The sequence below is a fragment of the Streptomyces sp. NPDC033178 genome (assembly GCF_055577685.1).
This window is the reverse complement of sequence record NZ_JBVIPT010000002.1, coordinates 174,591-191,688: the sequence shown is the minus strand read 5'-3', so window position 1 is coordinate 191,688 and position 17,098 is coordinate 174,591. Positions and strand designations below refer to the sequence as shown.

At 71.1% G+C, this 17,098-nt stretch carries 14 protein-coding genes; 8 read left to right on the top strand and 6 right to left on the bottom strand.

The features are described 5' to 3' along the window. Positions 1 to 13 precede the first annotated feature (13 nt). Positions 14 to 532: a hypothetical protein gene (locus ACZ5VQ_RS04820; RefSeq protein WP_469103699.1), complete on the bottom strand. Its 519-nt coding sequence runs from the start codon at positions 530 to 532 to the stop codon at positions 14 to 16. A 373-nt stretch (positions 533 to 905) separates the two neighbouring features. Here ACZ5VQ_RS04820 and ACZ5VQ_RS04815 point away from each other — a divergent pair, with 373 nt between their 5' ends. Next, on the top strand, positions 906 to 2,678 hold the full coding sequence (locus ACZ5VQ_RS04815; protein WP_469103698.1) for an acetyl/propionyl/methylcrotonyl-CoA carboxylase subunit alpha: 1,773 nt from the start codon (positions 906 to 908) through the stop codon (positions 2,676 to 2,678). A 243-nt stretch (positions 2,679 to 2,921) separates the two neighbouring features. After that, on the top strand, positions 2,922 to 3,488 hold the full coding sequence (locus ACZ5VQ_RS04810; RefSeq protein WP_469103697.1) for a TetR/AcrR family transcriptional regulator: 567 nt from the start codon (positions 2,922 to 2,924) through the stop codon (positions 3,486 to 3,488). Between the two features lie 126 nt (positions 3,489 to 3,614). On the opposite strand, the gene ACZ5VQ_RS04805 is transcribed toward ACZ5VQ_RS04810, so the two are convergent. Both ACZ5VQ_RS04805 and ACZ5VQ_RS04800 read right to left on the bottom strand, forming a co-directional pair. After that, positions 3,615 to 4,583 carry a DeoR/GlpR family DNA-binding transcription regulator gene (locus ACZ5VQ_RS04805; protein WP_307521881.1) on the bottom strand — a complete coding sequence of 323 codons (969 nt, stop codon included), beginning with the start codon at positions 4,581 to 4,583 and terminating at the stop codon, positions 3,615 to 3,617. A gap of 193 nt (positions 4,584 to 4,776) precedes the next feature. Beyond that, entirely contained in the window at positions 4,777 to 6,225 is a 1,449-nt protein-coding gene (locus ACZ5VQ_RS04800) for an NAD(P)H-quinone dehydrogenase (protein WP_200396197.1), read from the bottom strand. 195 nt (positions 6,226 to 6,420) lie between these two features. On the opposite strand from ACZ5VQ_RS04800, the gene ACZ5VQ_RS04795 reads away from it, so the two are divergent. The 3 genes from ACZ5VQ_RS04795 to ACZ5VQ_RS04785 all read left to right on the top strand — a co-directional run bounded on the left by ACZ5VQ_RS04795 (position 6,421) and on the right by ACZ5VQ_RS04785 (position 9,666). Then, positions 6,421 to 6,858, top strand: coding sequence for a gamma-glutamylcyclotransferase family protein (locus tag ACZ5VQ_RS04795; RefSeq protein WP_055615596.1), 438 nt, complete (start codon positions 6,421 to 6,423; stop codon positions 6,856 to 6,858). Between the two features lie 145 nt (positions 6,859 to 7,003). Further along, a complete protein-coding gene (locus tag ACZ5VQ_RS04790) occupies positions 7,004 to 7,828 on the top strand; it encodes a purine-nucleoside phosphorylase (RefSeq protein WP_362072146.1) in 825 nt (274 codons plus the stop codon). Between the two features lie 197 nt (positions 7,829 to 8,025). After that, positions 8,026 to 9,666, top strand: a complete 1,641-nt coding sequence (locus ACZ5VQ_RS04785; protein ID WP_469103696.1) for a phospho-sugar mutase — start codon at positions 8,026 to 8,028, stop codon at positions 9,664 to 9,666. Between the two features lie 102 nt (positions 9,667 to 9,768). Here the strand turns inward: ACZ5VQ_RS04785 and ACZ5VQ_RS04780 are convergent, their stop codons facing one another. The 3 genes from ACZ5VQ_RS04780 to ACZ5VQ_RS04770 all read right to left on the bottom strand — a co-directional run bounded on the left by ACZ5VQ_RS04780 (position 9,769) and on the right by ACZ5VQ_RS04770 (position 13,365). Continuing rightward, positions 9,769 to 10,617 (bottom strand): hypothetical protein, encoded by an 849-nt coding sequence (locus tag ACZ5VQ_RS04780; RefSeq protein ID WP_469103695.1) that lies wholly within the window; start codon positions 10,615 to 10,617, stop codon positions 9,769 to 9,771. 114 nt (positions 10,618 to 10,731) lie between these two features. Continuing rightward, positions 10,732 to 12,390, bottom strand: a complete 1,659-nt coding sequence (locus ACZ5VQ_RS04775) for a hypothetical protein (RefSeq protein ID WP_469103694.1) — start codon at positions 12,388 to 12,390, stop codon at positions 10,732 to 10,734. A 309-nt stretch (positions 12,391 to 12,699) separates the two neighbouring features. After that, positions 12,700 to 13,365, bottom strand: a complete 666-nt coding sequence (locus ACZ5VQ_RS04770) for a PH domain-containing protein (protein ID WP_469103693.1) — start codon at positions 13,363 to 13,365, stop codon at positions 12,700 to 12,702. A 223-nt stretch (positions 13,366 to 13,588) separates the two neighbouring features. Here ACZ5VQ_RS04770 and deoC point away from each other — a divergent pair, with 223 nt between their 5' ends. Genes deoC through ACZ5VQ_RS04755 form a run of 3 tightly spaced genes read left to right on the top strand, consistent with a single transcriptional unit; the run spans position 13,589 to position 16,948 of the window. Next, on the top strand, positions 13,589 to 14,545 hold the full coding sequence (gene deoC / locus ACZ5VQ_RS04765) for a deoxyribose-phosphate aldolase (RefSeq protein ID WP_307531258.1): 957 nt from the start codon (positions 13,589 to 13,591) through the stop codon (positions 14,543 to 14,545). A gap of 5 nt (positions 14,546 to 14,550) precedes the next feature. Beyond that, a complete protein-coding gene (locus ACZ5VQ_RS04760; RefSeq protein WP_469103692.1) occupies positions 14,551 to 16,011 on the top strand; it encodes an aldehyde dehydrogenase family protein in 1,461 nt (486 codons plus the stop codon). Next, positions 16,004 to 16,948 (top strand): aldehyde dehydrogenase family protein, encoded by a 945-nt coding sequence (locus tag ACZ5VQ_RS04755; RefSeq protein WP_469103691.1) that lies wholly within the window; start codon positions 16,004 to 16,006, stop codon positions 16,946 to 16,948. The genes ACZ5VQ_RS04760 and ACZ5VQ_RS04755 overlap by 8 nt, the downstream gene beginning before the upstream one ends. Positions 16,949 to 17,098: the final 150 nt, after the last annotated feature.

Here is a 17,098-nt window from a genome sequence, read left to right as displayed (position 1 = left end):
GGCGGTCAGGGAGTCAGGACGTCGAGGGTGCCGGAGGCGGGATGACCGGCGCCCCGCCGCTCCCGCCACCCGCGGCGCCACCGCCCGTCGTACCACCGTCCGGCTTGGCGTCGTCCGGCCCGGCGTCGGAGAGGGTGCCCTCGCGACGGTCGTACGTCATGAAGATGAGCACGATCAGTCCGAGCACCACCATCATGAAGGCGAACGCGCCCCAGCCCACCAGGCCCACCGTGAACGCGCCCAGCAGGGCGTGCACCACGGCGGCACTGAACAGCAGGATGCGGCCGACGCCGGCGGGCGCACGGTCGCGCAGGGCCACGCGCAGGGCGACGACACCGCAGAGCGCGAAGTAGAGGCCGAAGAGCAGGCCCGCGACCTTCGAGGACGTGGACATCACGTCCGAGTCGAGCCCGGCCAGGGACATGTCCTGCCGGTCGACGACGATCCCCATGAACCAGTTGACCAACGCGATACCCATCGCCTCCGCGAAGAGCACGATCGCGGTCACCCATGCCACCGGTCTGCGCACCACCGGTCCCCACCCACTTCCGACTGCCGCTCGACCAAAGCTGCTGTTACCTCAAGTACGTTCGAGACAGCCTGCACGCTACTAACGGGTAAACCGCGGGACAAGGGATCTACGGAGGGCAAAGATTCGTTGGGCCATTCGTAGGGACTCCACAAAGAAACGGAGTGGGGCGCAGCACGCTCTCACAGAGACCTTGGCCACATCGGAGGGCTAGGGTTCTTGGGAAGCCCCCTGCGTACCGCGGTGCGACAAGGGATTTCGCGGACGAGCGGACCTTGTATCACGCTCCGTGTGGGAAAGCTCACCACCGGGGACGGGTCGATACGTCGTGTCGGCAGTCCCTAAACTCGGCTTGTTTCAAGGAGAGGGAGCCAACGTGCGCAAGGTGTTGATCGCCAACCGTGGCGAAATCGCTGTTCGTGTCGCCCGGGCGTGCCGAGACGCCGGTATCGCGAGCGTGGCGGTGTACGCCGACCCGGACCGGGACGCACTGCATGTGCGGGCCGCGGACGAGGCGTTCGCGCTGGGCGGTGACACCCCCGCGACCAGCTACCTCGACATGACCAAGGTGCTGCAGGCCGCAAAGGACTCCGGCGCCGACGCCATCCACCCCGGCTACGGCTTCCTTTCCGAGAACGCCGACTTCGCGCAGGCGGTCCTGGACGCCGGGCTGATCTGGATCGGCCCGCCCCCGCAGGCCATCCGCGACCTGGGCGACAAGGTCGCCGCCCGCCACATCGCCCAGCGCGCCGGCGCCCCACTGGTGGCCGGCACCCCCGACCCGGTGTCCGGCGCCGACGAGGTCGTGGCCTTCGCCGAGCAGCACGGCCTGCCGATCGCCATCAAGGCGGCCTTCGGCGGCGGCGGCCGCGGCCTGAAGGTCGCCCGCACCCTGGAAGAAGTCCCCGAGCTGTACGACTCGGCCGTCCGCGAGGCGGTGGCCGCCTTCGGCCGCGGCGAGTGCTTCGTGGAGCGCTACCTCGACAAGCCGCGGCACGTGGAGACCCAGTGCCTGGCCGACAGCCACGGCAACGTGGTCGTCGTGTCGACGCGCGACTGCTCGCTGCAGCGTCGGCACCAGAAGCTGGTCGAGGAGGCGCCCGCGCCGTTCCTGTCCGACGAGCAGGTCGCCGAGCTGTACTCGTCCTCGAAGGCCATCCTCAAGGAGGCCGGTTACGTCGGCGCGGGCACCGTGGAGTTCCTGGTCGGCACGGACGGCACGATCTCCTTCCTGGAGGTCAACACCCGCCTGCAGGTGGAGCACCCGGTGACCGAGGAGGTCGCCGGCATCGACCTGGTCCGCGAGATGTTCCGCATCGCCGACGGCGAGGAGCTCGGCTACGGCGACCCGGAACTGCGCGGCCACTCCTTCGAGTTCCGCATCAACGGCGAGGACCCGGGCCGCAACTTCCTGCCCGCCCCCGGCACGGTGACGGTGTTCGCCCCGCCGTCGGGTCCGGGTGTGCGGCTGGACGCGGGCGTGGAGAGCGGCTCGGTCATCGGCCCGGCCTGGGACTCCCTGCTCGCCAAGCTGATCGTCACCGGCGCCACCCGCGAGCAGGCCCTGCAGCGGGCCGCCCGCGCGCTGGCCGAGTTCGACGTCGAGGGCATGGCGACCGCGATCCCCTTCCACCGCGCGGTGGTGAAGGACCCGGCGTTCGCCCCCGAACTGAGCGGCTCCGCCGAGCCGTTCACGGTCCACACCCGCTGGATCGAGACCGAGTTCGTCAACGAGATCAAGCCGTTCGCGGCTCCCACGGACACCGAGGTGGAGGACGAGCCGGGCCGCGAGACGGTCGTCGTCGAGGTCGGCGGCAAGCGCCTGGAAGTCTCCCTGCCGGTCTCCCTGGGCATGTCGCTGGCCCGTACCGGCCTCGCGGCCGGTGCCAAGCCCAAGCGCCGCGCGGCCAAGAAGTCGGGCCCTGCCGCCTCCGGCGACACCCTCGCTTCCCCCATGCAGGGCACCATCGTCAAGGTCGCCGTCGAGGAGGGCCAGGAGGTCAAGGAGGGCGACCTCGTCGTCGTCCTTGAGGCCATGAAGATGGAGCAGCCCCTCAACGCCCACCGCTCGGGCACCGTCAAGGCCCTGTCCGCCGAGGTCGGCGCCTCCGTCACCTCCGGCGCCGTCATCTGCGAGATCAAGGACTGATCCGCACCCACCGTCCCGAGGCGCCCGACGAACAGGATTAGCCTGTGCGTCGGGCGCCTCGGGTTCAGCACCCGGCCCCGTCAGGGGCGGGCCCCTCAGGGAGGCGCAGCCCCGTCAGGGGCGCGGGGGACTGCGCGACCAGCCACAACGCACCCGCGGCCCCCGAACAACAACAAGGGGGCAGACGAGTTGAGATCGGGCACCATCCCACCCCCGGCACGCAGGAGAGGCTAGGTGAATCACATGGCCAAGCCACCGGCAGGTATGCGCGCCGACGCCCGCCGCAACCACGAGCGACTGGTCTCCGAGGCACGGACGGCGTTCGCCGAGTTCGGCGCGGACGCGTCCCTGGAGGACGTGGCCAGACGGGCCGGGGTAGGCATCGGCACGCTGTACCGGCACTTCCCGAACCGCCACGCGCTGCTGAGCTCGGTCTTCTCGGACGCGGTGAGCGATCTTCTCGACCTCTCGCGCGAACTACTGGACGACCCGCAGCCGTGCACGGCGCTCGTGGCGTGGCTGCGCGCCATCATCACTCATGCGAGTGAGTACCGCGGTCTGGCGCGTGCGCTCATGGCGGCCTCGCACGACGACGCGTCGGAACTCGCCCGGTGCAGCGGTCCGATGCGTGAGGCGGGCAGCGCCCTGCTCGCCCGTGCGCAGAGGGCGGGCGCCGTGCGCTCCGACGTCTCCATCGGCGACCTGCTTCAGCTGACCAACGCGATCGCGCTGGCGGCCGAAGAGACCCCGGACGATCCGGAGTTGGCCGACCGCCTGCTGACACTGACCCTGCGGGGCCTGAAGGCCTGACGCCCCGCACACCGAGCGCTCGCACTGCCGACACACACACGGACGACGTACGTGCTCGGCCACGCTTCCCGACGTACGAACTGGACCGTCGTCCGTCAGGATCCGGGCCGGGCGGCCGGCCGCCCGTCAGCGTCGACGCAGGTCCGCGACCCGCGCCCGCTCGCTCTGGGGCTGTTCCCGTTCCCCCAGCACCGCGGCCGCACTGCGCAACTGCGGGCCTCCGCCGGGGACCTGGCCACGCCTGGGGCCGGGGAGCGGCACGTCCCGGCGCGGCGGCTGACGCCCCGCCGGGACCGTATCCCCGCCCGCACCGCCGGCTCCGGCCACCGCGATCTGTACGCCCTGGTCCGCCAGGGCCTGCAGTTCGGTGCCCGCGCGGTCGTCGTGGGCGGGCGGCTCGTCGGTGACGAGCCGGGTGATCACGTCGGTCGGCACGGTCTGGAACATCGTGTCGGTGCCGAGCTTGGTGTGGTCGGCGAGGACGACGACCTCGGCGGCCGCCTGCACCAGCGCGCGGTCGACGGACGCCGACAGCATGTTGGAGGTGGACAGGCCGCGCTCGGCGGTCAGTCCGCTCCCCGACAGGAAGGCCCGGGAGACCCGCAGCCCCTGGAGGGACTGCTCGGCCCCACTGCCGACCAGGGCGTAGTTGGAACCGCGCAGGGTGCCGCCGGTCATCACGACCTCCACGCGGTTGGCGTGGGCCAACGCCTGGGCCACCAGCAGCGAGTTGGTGACGACGGTCAGACCGGGGACCCGCGCGAGCCGGCGGGCCAGCTCCTGTGTCGTGGTTCCCGCCCCCACCACAATGGCCTCGCCCTCTTCGACGAGACTTGCGGCGAGATCGGCGATGGCCGTCTTCTCGGCGGTCGCGAGATGAGATTTCTGCGGAAAGCCGGACTCCCGCGTGAACCCGCCCGGCAATACCGCACCGCCATGCCGGCGGTCGAGGAGTCCTTCTGCCTCCAGTGCGCGCACGTCCCGCCGTACGGTCACTTCGGAGGTCTGGACGACGCGGGCGAGCTCACGGAGCGACACGGCCCCATTCGCTCGCACCATTTCGAGGATCAATTGGCGACGTTCTGCAGCGAACACGAAACTGACAGTAACCCCAACGACCGTCTGCTTTCAGCAGTTTGCGCCGAATAACAGAAGTTGTTCGCACCGCGGGGCACGAAGTGGTATACGCGCCTAATCGCGGCGCCTATGCCGCACGAATGGGCGGCGACTCACCGTCACCAAAGGGCCGACGATCCCCGTGACCAGCGGGGAACGTCCTACACCACCGTCAGGATTCGCCCTCGGTCTTCCGGGTGTGCAGCTGCCGGGCCACCTCTGCGATCGAACCCGACAGGGACGGGTACACGGTGAAGGCGTTCGCGATCTGTTCGACGGTCAGGTTGTTGTCGACCGCGAGCGAGATCGGGTGGATGAGCTCCGAGGCGCGCGGCGAGACGACCACACCGCCGACGACGATCCCGGTGCCCGGGCGGCAGAAGATCTTGACGAAGCCGTCGCGGATGCCCTGCATCTTGGCGCGCGGGTTGCGCAGCAGGGGCAGCTTGACGACCCGGGCGTCGATGACGCCGCCGTCGACGTCGGCCTGGGAGTAGCCGACGGTGGCGATCTCGGGGTCGGTGAAGACGTTCGACGAGACCGTCTTGAGGTTCAGCGGGTTCACCGCGTCGCCGAGGAAGTGGTACATGGCGATGCGCCCCTGCATGGCGGCCACGGAGGCGAGTGCGAAGACGCCGGTCACGTCACCGGCGGCGTACACGCCCGGGGCGGTGGTGCGGGAGACCTTGTCGGTCCAGATGTGCCCCGACTCGTGGAGCTTGACCCCGGCCTCTTCGAGGCCCATCCCGCTGCTGTTGGGGATGGCGCCGACGGCCATCAGACAGTGCGAGCCGGTGATGACCCGGCCGTCGGCGAGCGTCACCTCGACGCGGTCGCCGACGCGCTTGGCGGACGCGGCGCGCGAGCGGGCCATGACGTTCATCCCGCGCCGCCGGAACACGTCCTCCAGGACGGCGGCCGCGTCCGGGTCCTCGCCCGGCAGCACGCGGTCGCGGCTGGAGACGAGCGTGACGCGCGAGCCGAGGGCCTGGTAGGCGCCGGCGAACTCGGCTCCGGTGACACCGGACCCGACGACGATGAGCTCCTCGGGCAGCTCGTCGAGGTCGTAGACCTGCGTCCAGTTGAGGATCCGCTCCCCGTCCGGCTGCGCGTCGGGCAGCTCGCGGGGGTGCCCGCCGGTGGCGATGAGCACGGCGTCGGCGACGAGCGTCTCCTCGCTGCCGTCGGCGGCCCGTACGACGACCTTGCGCGAGCCGTCCAGGGCCTGCATGCCTTCGAGCCGCCCGCGGCCGCGGAGCACCCGGGCACCGGCGCGCGTCACGGAGGCGGTGATGTCGTGCGACTGGGCGAGCGCGAGCCGCTTCACACGGCGGTTGACCTTCCCGAGGTCGACACCGACGACGCGCGCGGGCGTGTCGATGTGAGGAGTGTCATCGGCGACGATGATCCCCAGCTCCTCGTACGACGAGTCGAAGGTGGTCATCACCTCCGCCGTCGCGATCAGGGTCTTCGACGGGACGCAGTCGGTGAGCACCGACGCCCCGCCCAGACCGTCGCAGTCGACGACGGTCACCTCCGCGCCGAGCTGGGCGGCCACCAGGGCCGCCTCGTATCCGCCGGGTCCGCCACCAATGATCACGATCCGAGTCACGTACTCCATTGTCCCGCACGCTTCAAGGTGCTTCCGCCCGGGGGCCGCCGACGGGGCGAGGATCACGGGATCCGGGCGGCGCGGGCACGGGATCCGGGCGGCCCGGACACGGAATCCCCTCGGCCCGGACACGGAACCGGATACGGAATCCGGGTGCTCCGGTTACGGGAGAGGCGGACGCGTTCGCTGCCGTACTCTCGATCCATGTCGCTCTACGCCGCGTACGCCGGCAATCTCGACCCGCGGCTCATGACGCGCCGCGCTCCGCACTCGCCGCTGCGCGCCACCGGGTGGCTGAACGGCTGGCGGCTGACGTTCGGCGGCGAGCACATGGGCTGGGAGGGCGCACTGGCCACCATCGTCGAGGCCCCGCGCTCACAGGTCTTCGTCGCCCTGTACGACATCGCGCCCCCGGACGAGGAGTCCATGGACCGCTGGGAGGGCGTCGGCCTGGACGTCTACCGGCGGATGCGGGTGCGGATCCACACGCTGGAGGGCGAGGAGGCCGCATGGGTCTACGTCCTCAACGGCTACGAGGGAGGGCTCCCCTCGGCCCGCTACCTCGGCGAGATCGCCGACGCGGCCGAATCGGCAGGAGCCCCGCACGACTACGTGATGGAGCTGCGCAAGCGCCCCTGCTGACGCACGGGAGTCACGCGGACGGCCCCGCGCACGCCCCTCCCCCGGCCTCCTCCGGGACCTTCGGCGGAAACAACAAGACAACGATCGCAATCCCGTGACCATCACCATCTACGCGCGTAGGCCCGGACCGGCTACCCTCGTGCGCGTGAACGCATCTCTTCTTCCGGACGACATCCAGGGCGACCCGTACGCCGCCGCCGACGCCGCCGCCGTGCGCGTACGGGAACTGACGGGCGCCGAGACCCACGACGTCGCTCTCGTGATGGGCTCCGGCTGGGCACCGGCCGTGGGCGCCCTCGGCGACCCAGCGGCCGAGTTCCAGGTCACCGAGCTGCCCGGTTTCCCGCCGCCGGCGGTCGAGGGGCACGGCGGCAAGGTCCGCTCGTACCAGATCGGCGACAAGCGCGCTCTCGTGTTCCTGGGCCGCACCCACTTCTACGAGGGCCGCGGTGTCGCCGCCGTCGCGCACGGCGTCCGTACCGCCGTGGCCGCCGGCTGCAAGACGATCGTGCTGACCAACGGCTGCGGGGGGCTGCGCGAGGGCATGCGGCCCGGGCAACCGGTCCTCATCAGCGACCACATCAACCTGACGGCGGCGTCGCCGATCGTCGGCGCGAACTTCGTCGATCTGACGGATCTGTACTCGCCGCGGCTGCGCGCGCTGTGCAAGGAGATCGACGGGACCCTCGAAGAGGGGGTGTACGCGCAGTTCCCCGGCCCGCACTATGAGACGCCCGCGGAGATTCGGATGGCGCGGGTGATCGGGGCGGATCTGGTGGGCATGTCCACCACACTTGAGGCCATCGCCGCGCGTGAGGCCGGTGCGGAGGTGCTCGGCATCTCCCTCGTCACCAACCTCGCCGCCGGGATGACCGGCGAGCCCCTCAACCACGAGGAGGTCCTCCAGGCGGGCCGCGACTCGGCCACCCACATGGGTGCGCTGCTGACCCAGGTTCTGGACCGGTTGTAGTCCCCTCGGGGGCTCCGCCCCCGAACCCCCGCTCCTCAAACGCCGGAGGGGCTGAATACTCCGAGCCCATCCAGCCCGTCCGGCGTTTGAGGACGAGGCCGTTCAGGCCGATAGGGGGGTCTGGGGGCGCAGCCCCCAGGAACAGGACGGGCACGCGGCACCACAGGACAACAGGCAAAGAGAGAGGTTGACCAAACGTGCAGGACGGACTCACCGCACGGGCCAAGGCATGGCTGGCCGAGGACCCCGACGCGGAAACCCGTGAGGAACTCGCCAAGCTGATCGACGCCGAGGACACGGCGGAGCTCGCCGCACGTTTCAGCGGCACCCTCCAGTTCGGCACGGCGGGCCTGCGGGGCGAGCTGGGCGCCGGCCCGATGCGCATGAACCGCTCGGTGGTCATCCGCGCCGCCGCGGGGCTCGCCGCGTATCTCAAGGCCAAGGGACAGCCGGGCGGCCTCGTCGTCGTCGGCTACGACGCCCGCCACAAGTCCGCCGACTTCGCCCGCGACACGGCGGCGGTCATGACGGGCGCGGGCCTGCGCGCCGCCGTGCTCCCCCGCCCCCTTCCCACGCCCGTACTCGCGTACGCCATAAGGCACCTGGGCGCGGTGGCGGGCGTGGAGGTCACGGCCAGCCACAACCCCCCGCGCGACAACGGCTACAAGGTCTACCTCGGCGACGGCTCCCAGATCGTGCCCCCGGCGGACACCGAGATCGCCGCGGAGATCGCCGCGATCGCGAGCCTGGCCGACGTCCCCCGCCCTGACAGCGGCTGGGAGACCCTCGACGACGGCGTCCTGGACGCCTATCTGGAGCGTACGGACGCGGTGCTGGCCGCCGGGTCCCCGCGTACGGCCCGCACGGTCTACACGGCGATGCACGGCGTCGGCAAGGAGACCCTCCTGGCGGCGTTCGCCCGGGCCGGCTTCCCCGAGCCGGTCCTCGTCGCCGAACAGGCCGACCCCGACCCCGACTTCCCGACCGTCGCCTTCCCCAACCCGGAAGAGCCCGGCGCGATGGACCTGGCCTTCGCGAAGGCCCGCGAGACGGATCCGGACCTGATCATCGCGAACGACCCGGACGCGGACCGCTGCGCGGCGGCCGTCAAGGACGGCGGGGGCAGCGGGGACTGGCGCATGCTGCGCGGCGACGAGGTGGGCGCGCTCCTCGCCGAGCACCTCGTCCGCCGGGGCGCGCGGGGCACGTTCGCGGAGTCGATCGTCTCGTCCTCGCTCCTCGGCCGGATCGCCGAGAAGGCGGGCCTCCCGTACGAGGAGACGCTGACGGGCTTCAAGTGGATCGCCCGGGTGGAGGACCTGCGGTACGGCTACGAGGAGGCGCTGGGCTACTGCGTGGACCCCGAGGGCGTACGGGACAAGGACGGCATCACGGCGGCCCTCCTCATCACGGAACTGGCCTCGGAGCTCAAGTCCGAGGGCCGTACCCTCCTCGATCTCCTCGACGATCTCGCGGTCGAGCACGGGCTGCACGCCACGGACCAGCTCTCGGTCCGCGTGGACGACCTCTCCCTCATCTCGGACGCGATGCGCCGTCTGCGCGAGCAGCCGCCCACGCGCCTCGCGGGTCTGGCCGTCACCAAGGCCGAGGACCTGACGCAGGGCACGGACACGCTCCCGCCCACGGACGGCCTGCGCTACACGCTGGACGGCGCCCGCGTCATCGTCCGCCCGAGCGGTACGGAGCCGAAGCTGAAGTGCTACCTGGAGGTCGTGGTCCCGGTGGGCACCCACGACAACCTCCCGGCGGCCCGCGCGAAGGCGACGGAACTCCTGACGACGATCAAGCGGGACCTGTCGGCGGCCGCGGGCATCTGAGGGCCGGACGGATACCCGACGGGGGCGTGTCACCGCGGCCCCGTCGGACACCCCTCTCAGCGGGCATCCCTGTCAGCGGGCACCCCTGTCAGCCACCGGACGTCACAGCCCGTACCGGCTCTTCAGATGGCGCCAGAAGTCCCGGAACATCCACTTGTCGAACTCCGTGATCTGCGCGGCGCTGCCCGCCTTCATGAGGAAGCAGCACTGACCGGTCGGGGTCCAGTCGTAGAAGTCGTCGAGGCCGAAGGTGTGGCCGACCTCGTGCAGGTAGATGTGGATGTTCTCCTGCGACAGGGCGCCCGTGAAGTACTCCTGGCCGACGCGCTGGCCCCAGTCGCCGCCGGCGCCGCCCTGGAAGCCCTTGGTGAGCCAGAGGGACTGGTCGTAGTGCCGGGCCGCGCCGCCCGGGCAGCGAGAGTAGTTGCCGTCCTGGTGGAAGAAGCGGCCGCAGTCGGGCGCGCACTGCGGGGCGCCGCCGCCGTCGAGGCCGGTGTAGATGTCGACGGAGTTGTCGGTCCACTGGAGGGTCGAACGGTTCTTCACCGCCCAGCCGACGATGTTGACCGGCACACTGGTGTACGGCCAGGCGTTGTGGCCCGCGCCGTTGTCCACCATGGCCGCCGTCCACTTGCCGAACTGCTTCTTCAGGGCCGCGTGGATCCGGTCACGCAGATCGGTGCTGACCGGGGCGTCGGACTCCCAGCGGACGCAGTAGTTGATGCTTCCCCGGTTGGCCATGACCTGGTCCCAGCCGTAGTTGCGGAAGCCGTAGAGGTCCGGGTAGGTCGTCGAGACGTGGTTCCACACCTCGCCCAGCGGCTGTACGAGGTTCGCGGGCGGGTTCCACTGGTCGGCGGCCTTCGCCGGGGACACCGACGTGAGGGGCAAGGCGACCAGCGCGACCAGCGCGGCGAGAACGGTGACCAGCCGCGCCAAGTGTCTGTGCACGATGAACTCCCTTGGTGGGGGACGGGATTTCACCCTCAGGTCGCCGCCGACTCCGGCGGAGGTTGCCGGTCGGGCACGAGCGACGTGGGCCGCGCGCGCTCGCTCACCTCAGTCTCAGCCCCACACCACCAGCACCGCCGCCCACACCAGTCCCAGTACCAAGACCAACGGCCAGAGCGGGCGCCCCCGTTCGGGTGCGGTGCTCTCTCCGGTAGGCCGCAGCGCGGGGTCCGTACGCATGGCGGTGAGTTCGGCCGCCAGGGCGTCGTAGGGATGGACCAGGCCCTGCCGTCGCTCGAACCACGCCCAGCGCGGGGCCGCGACCGACCAGTCGTCGCCGCGCCAGCGGAGCTTCAGCTCGAAGGACTGACGGCGTACGGAGCGGATGTCGTCCCAGGGGACGTGCCGGGGGCCGCGCAGTCCGGTGACCCACAGGCCCGAGCGGTCGGCGGTGATGCGCCAGGCGAGCTTCAGGGGGACGCGTACGACTCCGTAGAGACCGAGTACGCCGAGGAGGGCCAGCTTCCAGAGAGGCGCTCCGGACTCGGAGAACCACATCGCGACGAACCAGGCACCCCAGAGCACGAGGAGCCCCGCGGCCACCCAGTCGAGCCAGCCCGCACGCCAGCGGCGGACCGGGACGGGCGGCCGGTCGACGACCAGCTCCCGTGCCTGTTCCTCCAGTTGGCGGTTCTGCTCCTCGCGGGCCTTCTCCTTGGCGACCCGTCTCATGCCCGCGCTCGGCGACAGCGGCCGGACCGGTCCCGTCGACCACTCCGTGAGCGGCGGCTGGTCCGGGTCCTCGTCGGCGCTGACGACCACGATTTCGGCACCGTCGAAGGGAGCGCCGTAGAGGACGGCCTCGCGGACCGGCCCGGGCGTGTCGTCGTCCACCGCGTCGAGGAGCCGCTCCAGTTCCTCGTCGCCTCCTTCGCCGTCCTCGTCGTCCTCGTCCTCGTCGTCGTCCGGCTCCTCACCGTCGTACGACGTCAGGTCCACCGTGAAGAGCGGGCGCACCGCGGCGAGGTCGTCCGCCGCGTACACCTCCGTGGTGCCCTGCGCGTCGTCGCGTACGAGGACGCGCAGTACGGGCGCGGGGGTCCGGCGCAGCGCGAGGGCCCGGCGGCGGCCCAGCCACGCCGAGGCCAGGGCGGTCACGGCGAGCCCGGCCAGGTAGATGGCCATGACCCAGGAGCCCCGCTCGTCGTCGGCGGTGCCCCACAGGCCCGCGGTGGCACCGGTGAGCACGCCGAGCCCGAGCACGGTGAGGCCGAGCGGGAGCAGGAAACGGCCGCGCAGGAGCACGGCGTCCGCGTCCGGGGTCCGGGCCGCGATGTCCCCGGCGGCCTCCAGCGCCCGTTCGAGCTGACCGCTCCGGGCCCGCAGACGTACGGCGACGGCGGCCCAGGTGACCACCACGGCGAACGCCAGGACGGCGGTCAGGGCCCACGGCAGCGACCGCGCCTCCACGGCGAGCGCCAGCAGCAGGACGGGCGCACCGACCCAGACCAGCTCCGGCCGTGCGAGCACCCAGAGGATGTACACCGCGAATCCGGCGGCGACGAGCGGCCACAGTCCGCCGAGCATCGCCGCCCAGGCGCCCGCGCACAGCGCGAAGGTGGACACGGCTGCCGCGATCGACCTGCGCACCCGCAGGAACGACCAGCGGGGAGGCAGCGCGGCCGACCAGCCGCCGGCCCGCCCGGCCGTCCAGTCCCGGCAGCCCTCGGGTATCGCGGCCACGGGCAGTCGCAGCGGCTCGTCGTACGACACATGCACTCCTGGATCGCGTGGGAACGCCGGTGGTGACACCGGCGCCGGCACAGGTGGTGACAGTAGCGACCGGACGCCCCTGCCCGGGCCACCGGACCGCCTCCGCCCCCACCGAGGTGCTGCCCTCTCGTACGGCCGGGCGCGCCCATCGCCTCAAACACACGGGGACGTCGGGCCACGTAAAGCCATGAGAAGGCTCAAGAAATCGGAAGAGGCAAGAGCACGTCCCCGACGGCCTCGCCCCAGGCGGCCTCGCCGGCCCCGGCGGACGTCAACCGGCACGCCGGCCGTCAACCGGCCCCGCCGGCCTCAGCCGACCGCCAGCAGGATCGCCAGCAGCACGGCACCGGCCACCGCGGGCGCCACGATCTCGTACGCCCACCGCACCGACACCTCACCCTGCGCCCGCGGATCCTTGCCCCGGGCCTCCAGCAGCTCGCGCAGCTCCTCCATGACCTGGTCGCCCGCGGCCCGCACGGGGCCGGTGGCCACCGCCGCGGCATGGTGCTGCTGACCGCCACGGGCAGCCGCCGCGGCACCGCGGGCCTCCCCGCGCGCCTCACGCCGCGCGGCCCGCTTGCGGCCCCGGAGAGAGACGGGCACGGCCCACACCTGGTACTTGGCGCCGGCCTTGTCGAGCACCTCGTTCGAGTAGCCCGACCTGAACGCCTCGACCGTCCCCCAGGGCAGCACGATCACCCGGAAGGGGTTACGGATACGCAGCCGCCGCTCGTTGGCGTACACGGCCGGACGCACGGTGAACGCGAGCACCAGCGGAACCAGGAAAATCAGCGCGGCCAGCGCCACCCACGGCGCCCGCCCCTCCCCGGTGACCAGCGCATCGATCCCGAGCCACCCCGCGATCGCGAGCAACAGCACCCCACCCGCGATACCGGAGGGCGACCGATAGACCCGATCCTTGAACTGAGGATCCGGCGTCTCCGGCACGGTCGGCTGCTGGTCGGGCGTCGTCATACCCCCGATTCTGCCCGACGCCCCGCGGGGCTGATTTCCAGCCCCGACAAATCCAGCCCCTCCGGCGTTTGAGGAGCGGGGGTTCGGGGGCGGAGCCCCTGAGTAAGGGACGGGAATGGGTAGGGGCGGCGGGGGCGAAATCCCATGCACCGCCCACCCACCCCCTCACCCAACCCCGGGGCTGTACAGCCGCTACGCGCGTAGATATGCTCGTCTGGTGACCATGCCCACCACTGCACCCGCAGCACACGCACTCACAGACGTGACCACGTCCGACAGCACACTGCGCCGCTTCCTCCACGGACTCCCCGGCGTGGACGCGGTCGGCCTGGAGGCCCGCGCCGCCTCCCTCGGCACCCGTTCCATCAAGACCACCGCGAAGGCGTACGCCATCGACCTCGCCATCTCGATGGTCGACCTGACGACGCTGGAAGGCGCGGACACCCCGGGCAAGGTCCGGGCGCTCGGCGCCAAGGCGGTCCGCCCCGACCCCACGGACCGCACGGCCCCGTCGACCGCCGCCGTCTGCGTCTATCCCGACATGGTGGCCACCGCCAAGGAGGCCGTAGCCGGCTCCGGCGTGAAGGTCGCCTCGGTCGCCACCGCCTTCCCGGCCGGCCGCGCCGCGCTGGACGTGAAGCTGGCCGACGTGCGGGACGCCGTCGCCGCGGGCGCCGACGAGATCGACATGGTCATCGACCGCGGAGCGTTCCTCGCGGGCAACTACGCGAAGGTGTACGAGGAGATCGTCGCCGTGAAGGAGGCCTCAGGGGCGGCCCGCCTCAAGGTCATCTTCGAGACGGGCGAGCTGTCGACGTACGACAACATCCGCCGCGCGAGCTGGCTCGGCATGCTGGCGGGGGCGGACTTCATCAAGACGTCCACCGGCAAGGTGGCGGTGAACGCGACTCCCTCGAACACCCTGCTGATGCTGGAGGCGGTCCGCGACTTCCGCGCGCAGACCGGCGTACAGGTCGGCGTGAAGCCCGCCGGCGGCATCCGCACCAGCAAGGACGCCATCAAGTTCCTGGTCGTGGTCAACGAGACCGCGGGCGAGGACTGGCTGGACAACCACTGGTTCCGCTTCGGCGCTTCCTCGCTCCTGAACGATCTGCTGATGCAGCGGCAGAAGCTGGCCACCGGCCGCTACTCCGGCCCCGACTACGTGACGGTGGACTGATCACCATGACCACGGAAAACACCGAAAAGCGGTCCTCCGCTTTCGCGTACGCACCGGCGCCCGAGTCCCGCTCGGTCGTCGACATCGCGCCCTCGTACGGCCTGTTCATCGACGGCGAGTTCGTGGAGGCGGCGGACGGCAGGGTCTTCAAGACCGTCTCCCCCTCCACCGAAGAGGTCCTCTCCGAGATCGCCCAGGCGGGCGAGGCGGACGTCGACCGCGCGGTGAAGGCCGCCCGCAAGGCCTTCGGGAAGTGGTCCGCGCTCCCCGGCTCCGAGCGCGCCAAGTACCTGTTCCGCATCGCCCGGATCATCCAGGAACGCTCCCGCGAGCTGGCCGTCCTCGAAACCCTCGACAACGGCAAGCCCATCAAGGAGACCCGCGACGCGGACCTCCCGCTGGTCGCCGCGCACTTCTTCTACTACGCGGGCTGGGCGGACAAGCTCGACCACGCCGGCTTCGGCGCGAACCCGAGGCCCCTCGGCGTCGCGGGCCAGGTCATCCCCTGGAACTTCCCGCTCCTGATGCTCGCGTGGAAGATCGCCCCTGCGCTGGCGACGGGCAACACGGTCGTGCTCAAGCCCGCCGAGACGACCCCGCTCTCCGCTCTCTTCTTCGCGGACATCTGCCGCCAGGCGGGCCTCCCCAAGGGCGTCGTCAACATCCTTCCGGGGTACGGCGACACGGGCGCGGCCCTCGTCGAGCACCCGGACGTGAACAAGGTGGCCTTCACCGGCTCCACGGCCGTAGGCAAGGCGATCGCCCGCCAGGTGGCGGGCACCAGGAAGAAGGTCACGCTCGAACTGGGCGGCAAGGGCGCGAACATCGTCTTCGACGACGCTCCCATCGACCAGGCCGTCGAGGGCATCGTCTCCGGCATCTTCTTCAACCAGGGCCAGGTCTGCTGCGCGGGCTCCCGGCTGCTGGTCCAGGAGTCGATCCAGGACGAGCTGCTGGACTCCCTGAAGCGTCGCCTGTCGACCCTTCGCCTGGGCGACCCGCTCGACAAGAACACGGACATCGGCGCGATCAACTCCGCCGAGCAGCTCTCGCGCATCACCACGCTCGTCGAGCAGGGCGAGGCCGAGGGCGCCGAGCGCTGGTCCCCGGCCTGCGAACTCCCCTCCTCCGGCTACTGGTTCGCCCCGACGCTCTTCACGAACGTCACCCAGGCGCACACCATCGCCCGCGACGAGATCTTCGGCCCGGTCCTGTCCGTCCTCTCCTTCCGCACGCCCGACGAGGCGGTCGCCAAGGCCAACAACAGCCAGTACGGCCTCTCCGCGGGCATCTGGACGGAGAAGGGCTCCCGGATCCTGGCCGTCGCGAACAAGCTGCGCGCGGGCGTGATCTGGTCCAACACGTTCAACAAGTTCGACCCCACGTCACCGTTCGGCGGTTACAAGGAGTCGGGCTTCGGCCGCGAGGGCGGCCGCCACGGCCTGGAGGCGTACCTCGATGTCTGAGAAGCCCAAGAACACCGAGAAGCCCAAGGACACCGAGAAGGCGGAGCAGCAGCGCCTGAGCGTCTTCAAGACCTACAAGCTGTACGTCGGGGGCAAGTTCCCCCGCAGCGAGAGCGGCCGGGTGTACGAGGTGACCGACACGAAGGGCAAGTGGCTGGCCAACGCGCCGCTCTCCTCCCGCAAGGACGCCCGTGACGCGGTCGTCGCCGCCCGCAAGGCCTTCGGCGGCTGGTCCGGCGCGACGGCGTACAACCGCGGCCAGGTCCTCTACCGCGTCGCGGAGATGCTGGAGGGCCGCAGGGACCAGTTCGTACGAGAGGTCGCGGACTCGGAAGGACTCTCGAAGTCCAAGGCGGCGGCGGTCGTCGACGCGGCGATCGACCGCTGGGTCTGGTACGCGGGCTGGACCGACAAGATCGCCCAGGTCGTGGGCGGCGGAAACCCGGTCGCGGGCCCGTACTTCAACCTCTCCACCCCCGAACCGACGGGTGTGGTGACGGTCCTGGCCCCCCAGGAGTCGTCGTTCCTCGGGCTGGTCTCGGTGATCGCCCCGGTGATCGCGACCGGCAACACGGTGATCGTGATCGCGAGCGAGAAGTCCCCGCTCCCGGCACTGTCGCTGGGCGAGGTGCTGGCCACCTCCGACGTTCCGGGCGGGGTCGTCAACATCCTCACCGGAAAGACGGCGGAGATCGCGGCCCCGCTGGCCGCGCACCAGGACGTCAACGCGATCGACCTCGCGGGCGCGGACGACGTACTGGCGAAGGAACTGGAGGTCGCGGCCGCGGACAACCTCAAGCGGGTCGTCCGTCCACAGGCTGTGGACGACCCGGACTACTTTGCGAATCCGGGCATCGAGCGCCTCACCGCCTTCCTCGAAACGAAGACGGTCTGGCACCCGACGGGCGCACTGGGCGCCTCCGGCTCGTCGTACTGACGGCCACCGCGTTCGTCGTAACGACGGCCACGGCGTTCGCCGTACCGACGGCCGCCGAAGACGGAGAGCCGCGCTTCCCCACCGTCCGGGGGAGGCGCGGCTCTCTCTTGGCCCTTCGCACGACCCGCCGCCACACGACCGGCTGTTGCA

Excerpts from the sequence above, each read along its gene's own strand:
- ACZ5VQ_RS04810 (WP_469103697.1), top strand. The coding sequence starts at position 2,922 with ATGGCCAAGCCACCGGCAGGTATGCGCGCCGACGCCCGCCGCAACCAC.
- ACZ5VQ_RS04800 (WP_200396197.1), bottom strand. The coding sequence starts at position 6,225 with ATGGAGTACGTGACTCGGATCGTGATCATTGGTGGCGGACCCGGCGGA.
- ACZ5VQ_RS04795 (WP_055615596.1), top strand. The coding sequence starts at position 6,421 with ATGTCGCTCTACGCCGCGTACGCCGGCAATCTCGACCCGCGGCTCATG.
- ACZ5VQ_RS04770 (WP_469103693.1), bottom strand. The coding sequence starts at position 13,365 with ATGACGACGCCCGACCAGCAGCCGACCGTGCCGGAGACGCCGGATCCT.
- deoC (WP_307531258.1), top strand. The coding sequence starts at position 13,589 with ATGCCCACCACTGCACCCGCAGCACACGCACTCACAGACGTGACCACG.
- ACZ5VQ_RS04760 (WP_469103692.1), top strand. The coding sequence starts at position 14,551 with ATGACCACGGAAAACACCGAAAAGCGGTCCTCCGCTTTCGCGTACGCA.
- ACZ5VQ_RS04755 (WP_469103691.1), top strand. The coding sequence starts at position 16,004 with ATGTCTGAGAAGCCCAAGAACACCGAGAAGCCCAAGGACACCGAGAAG.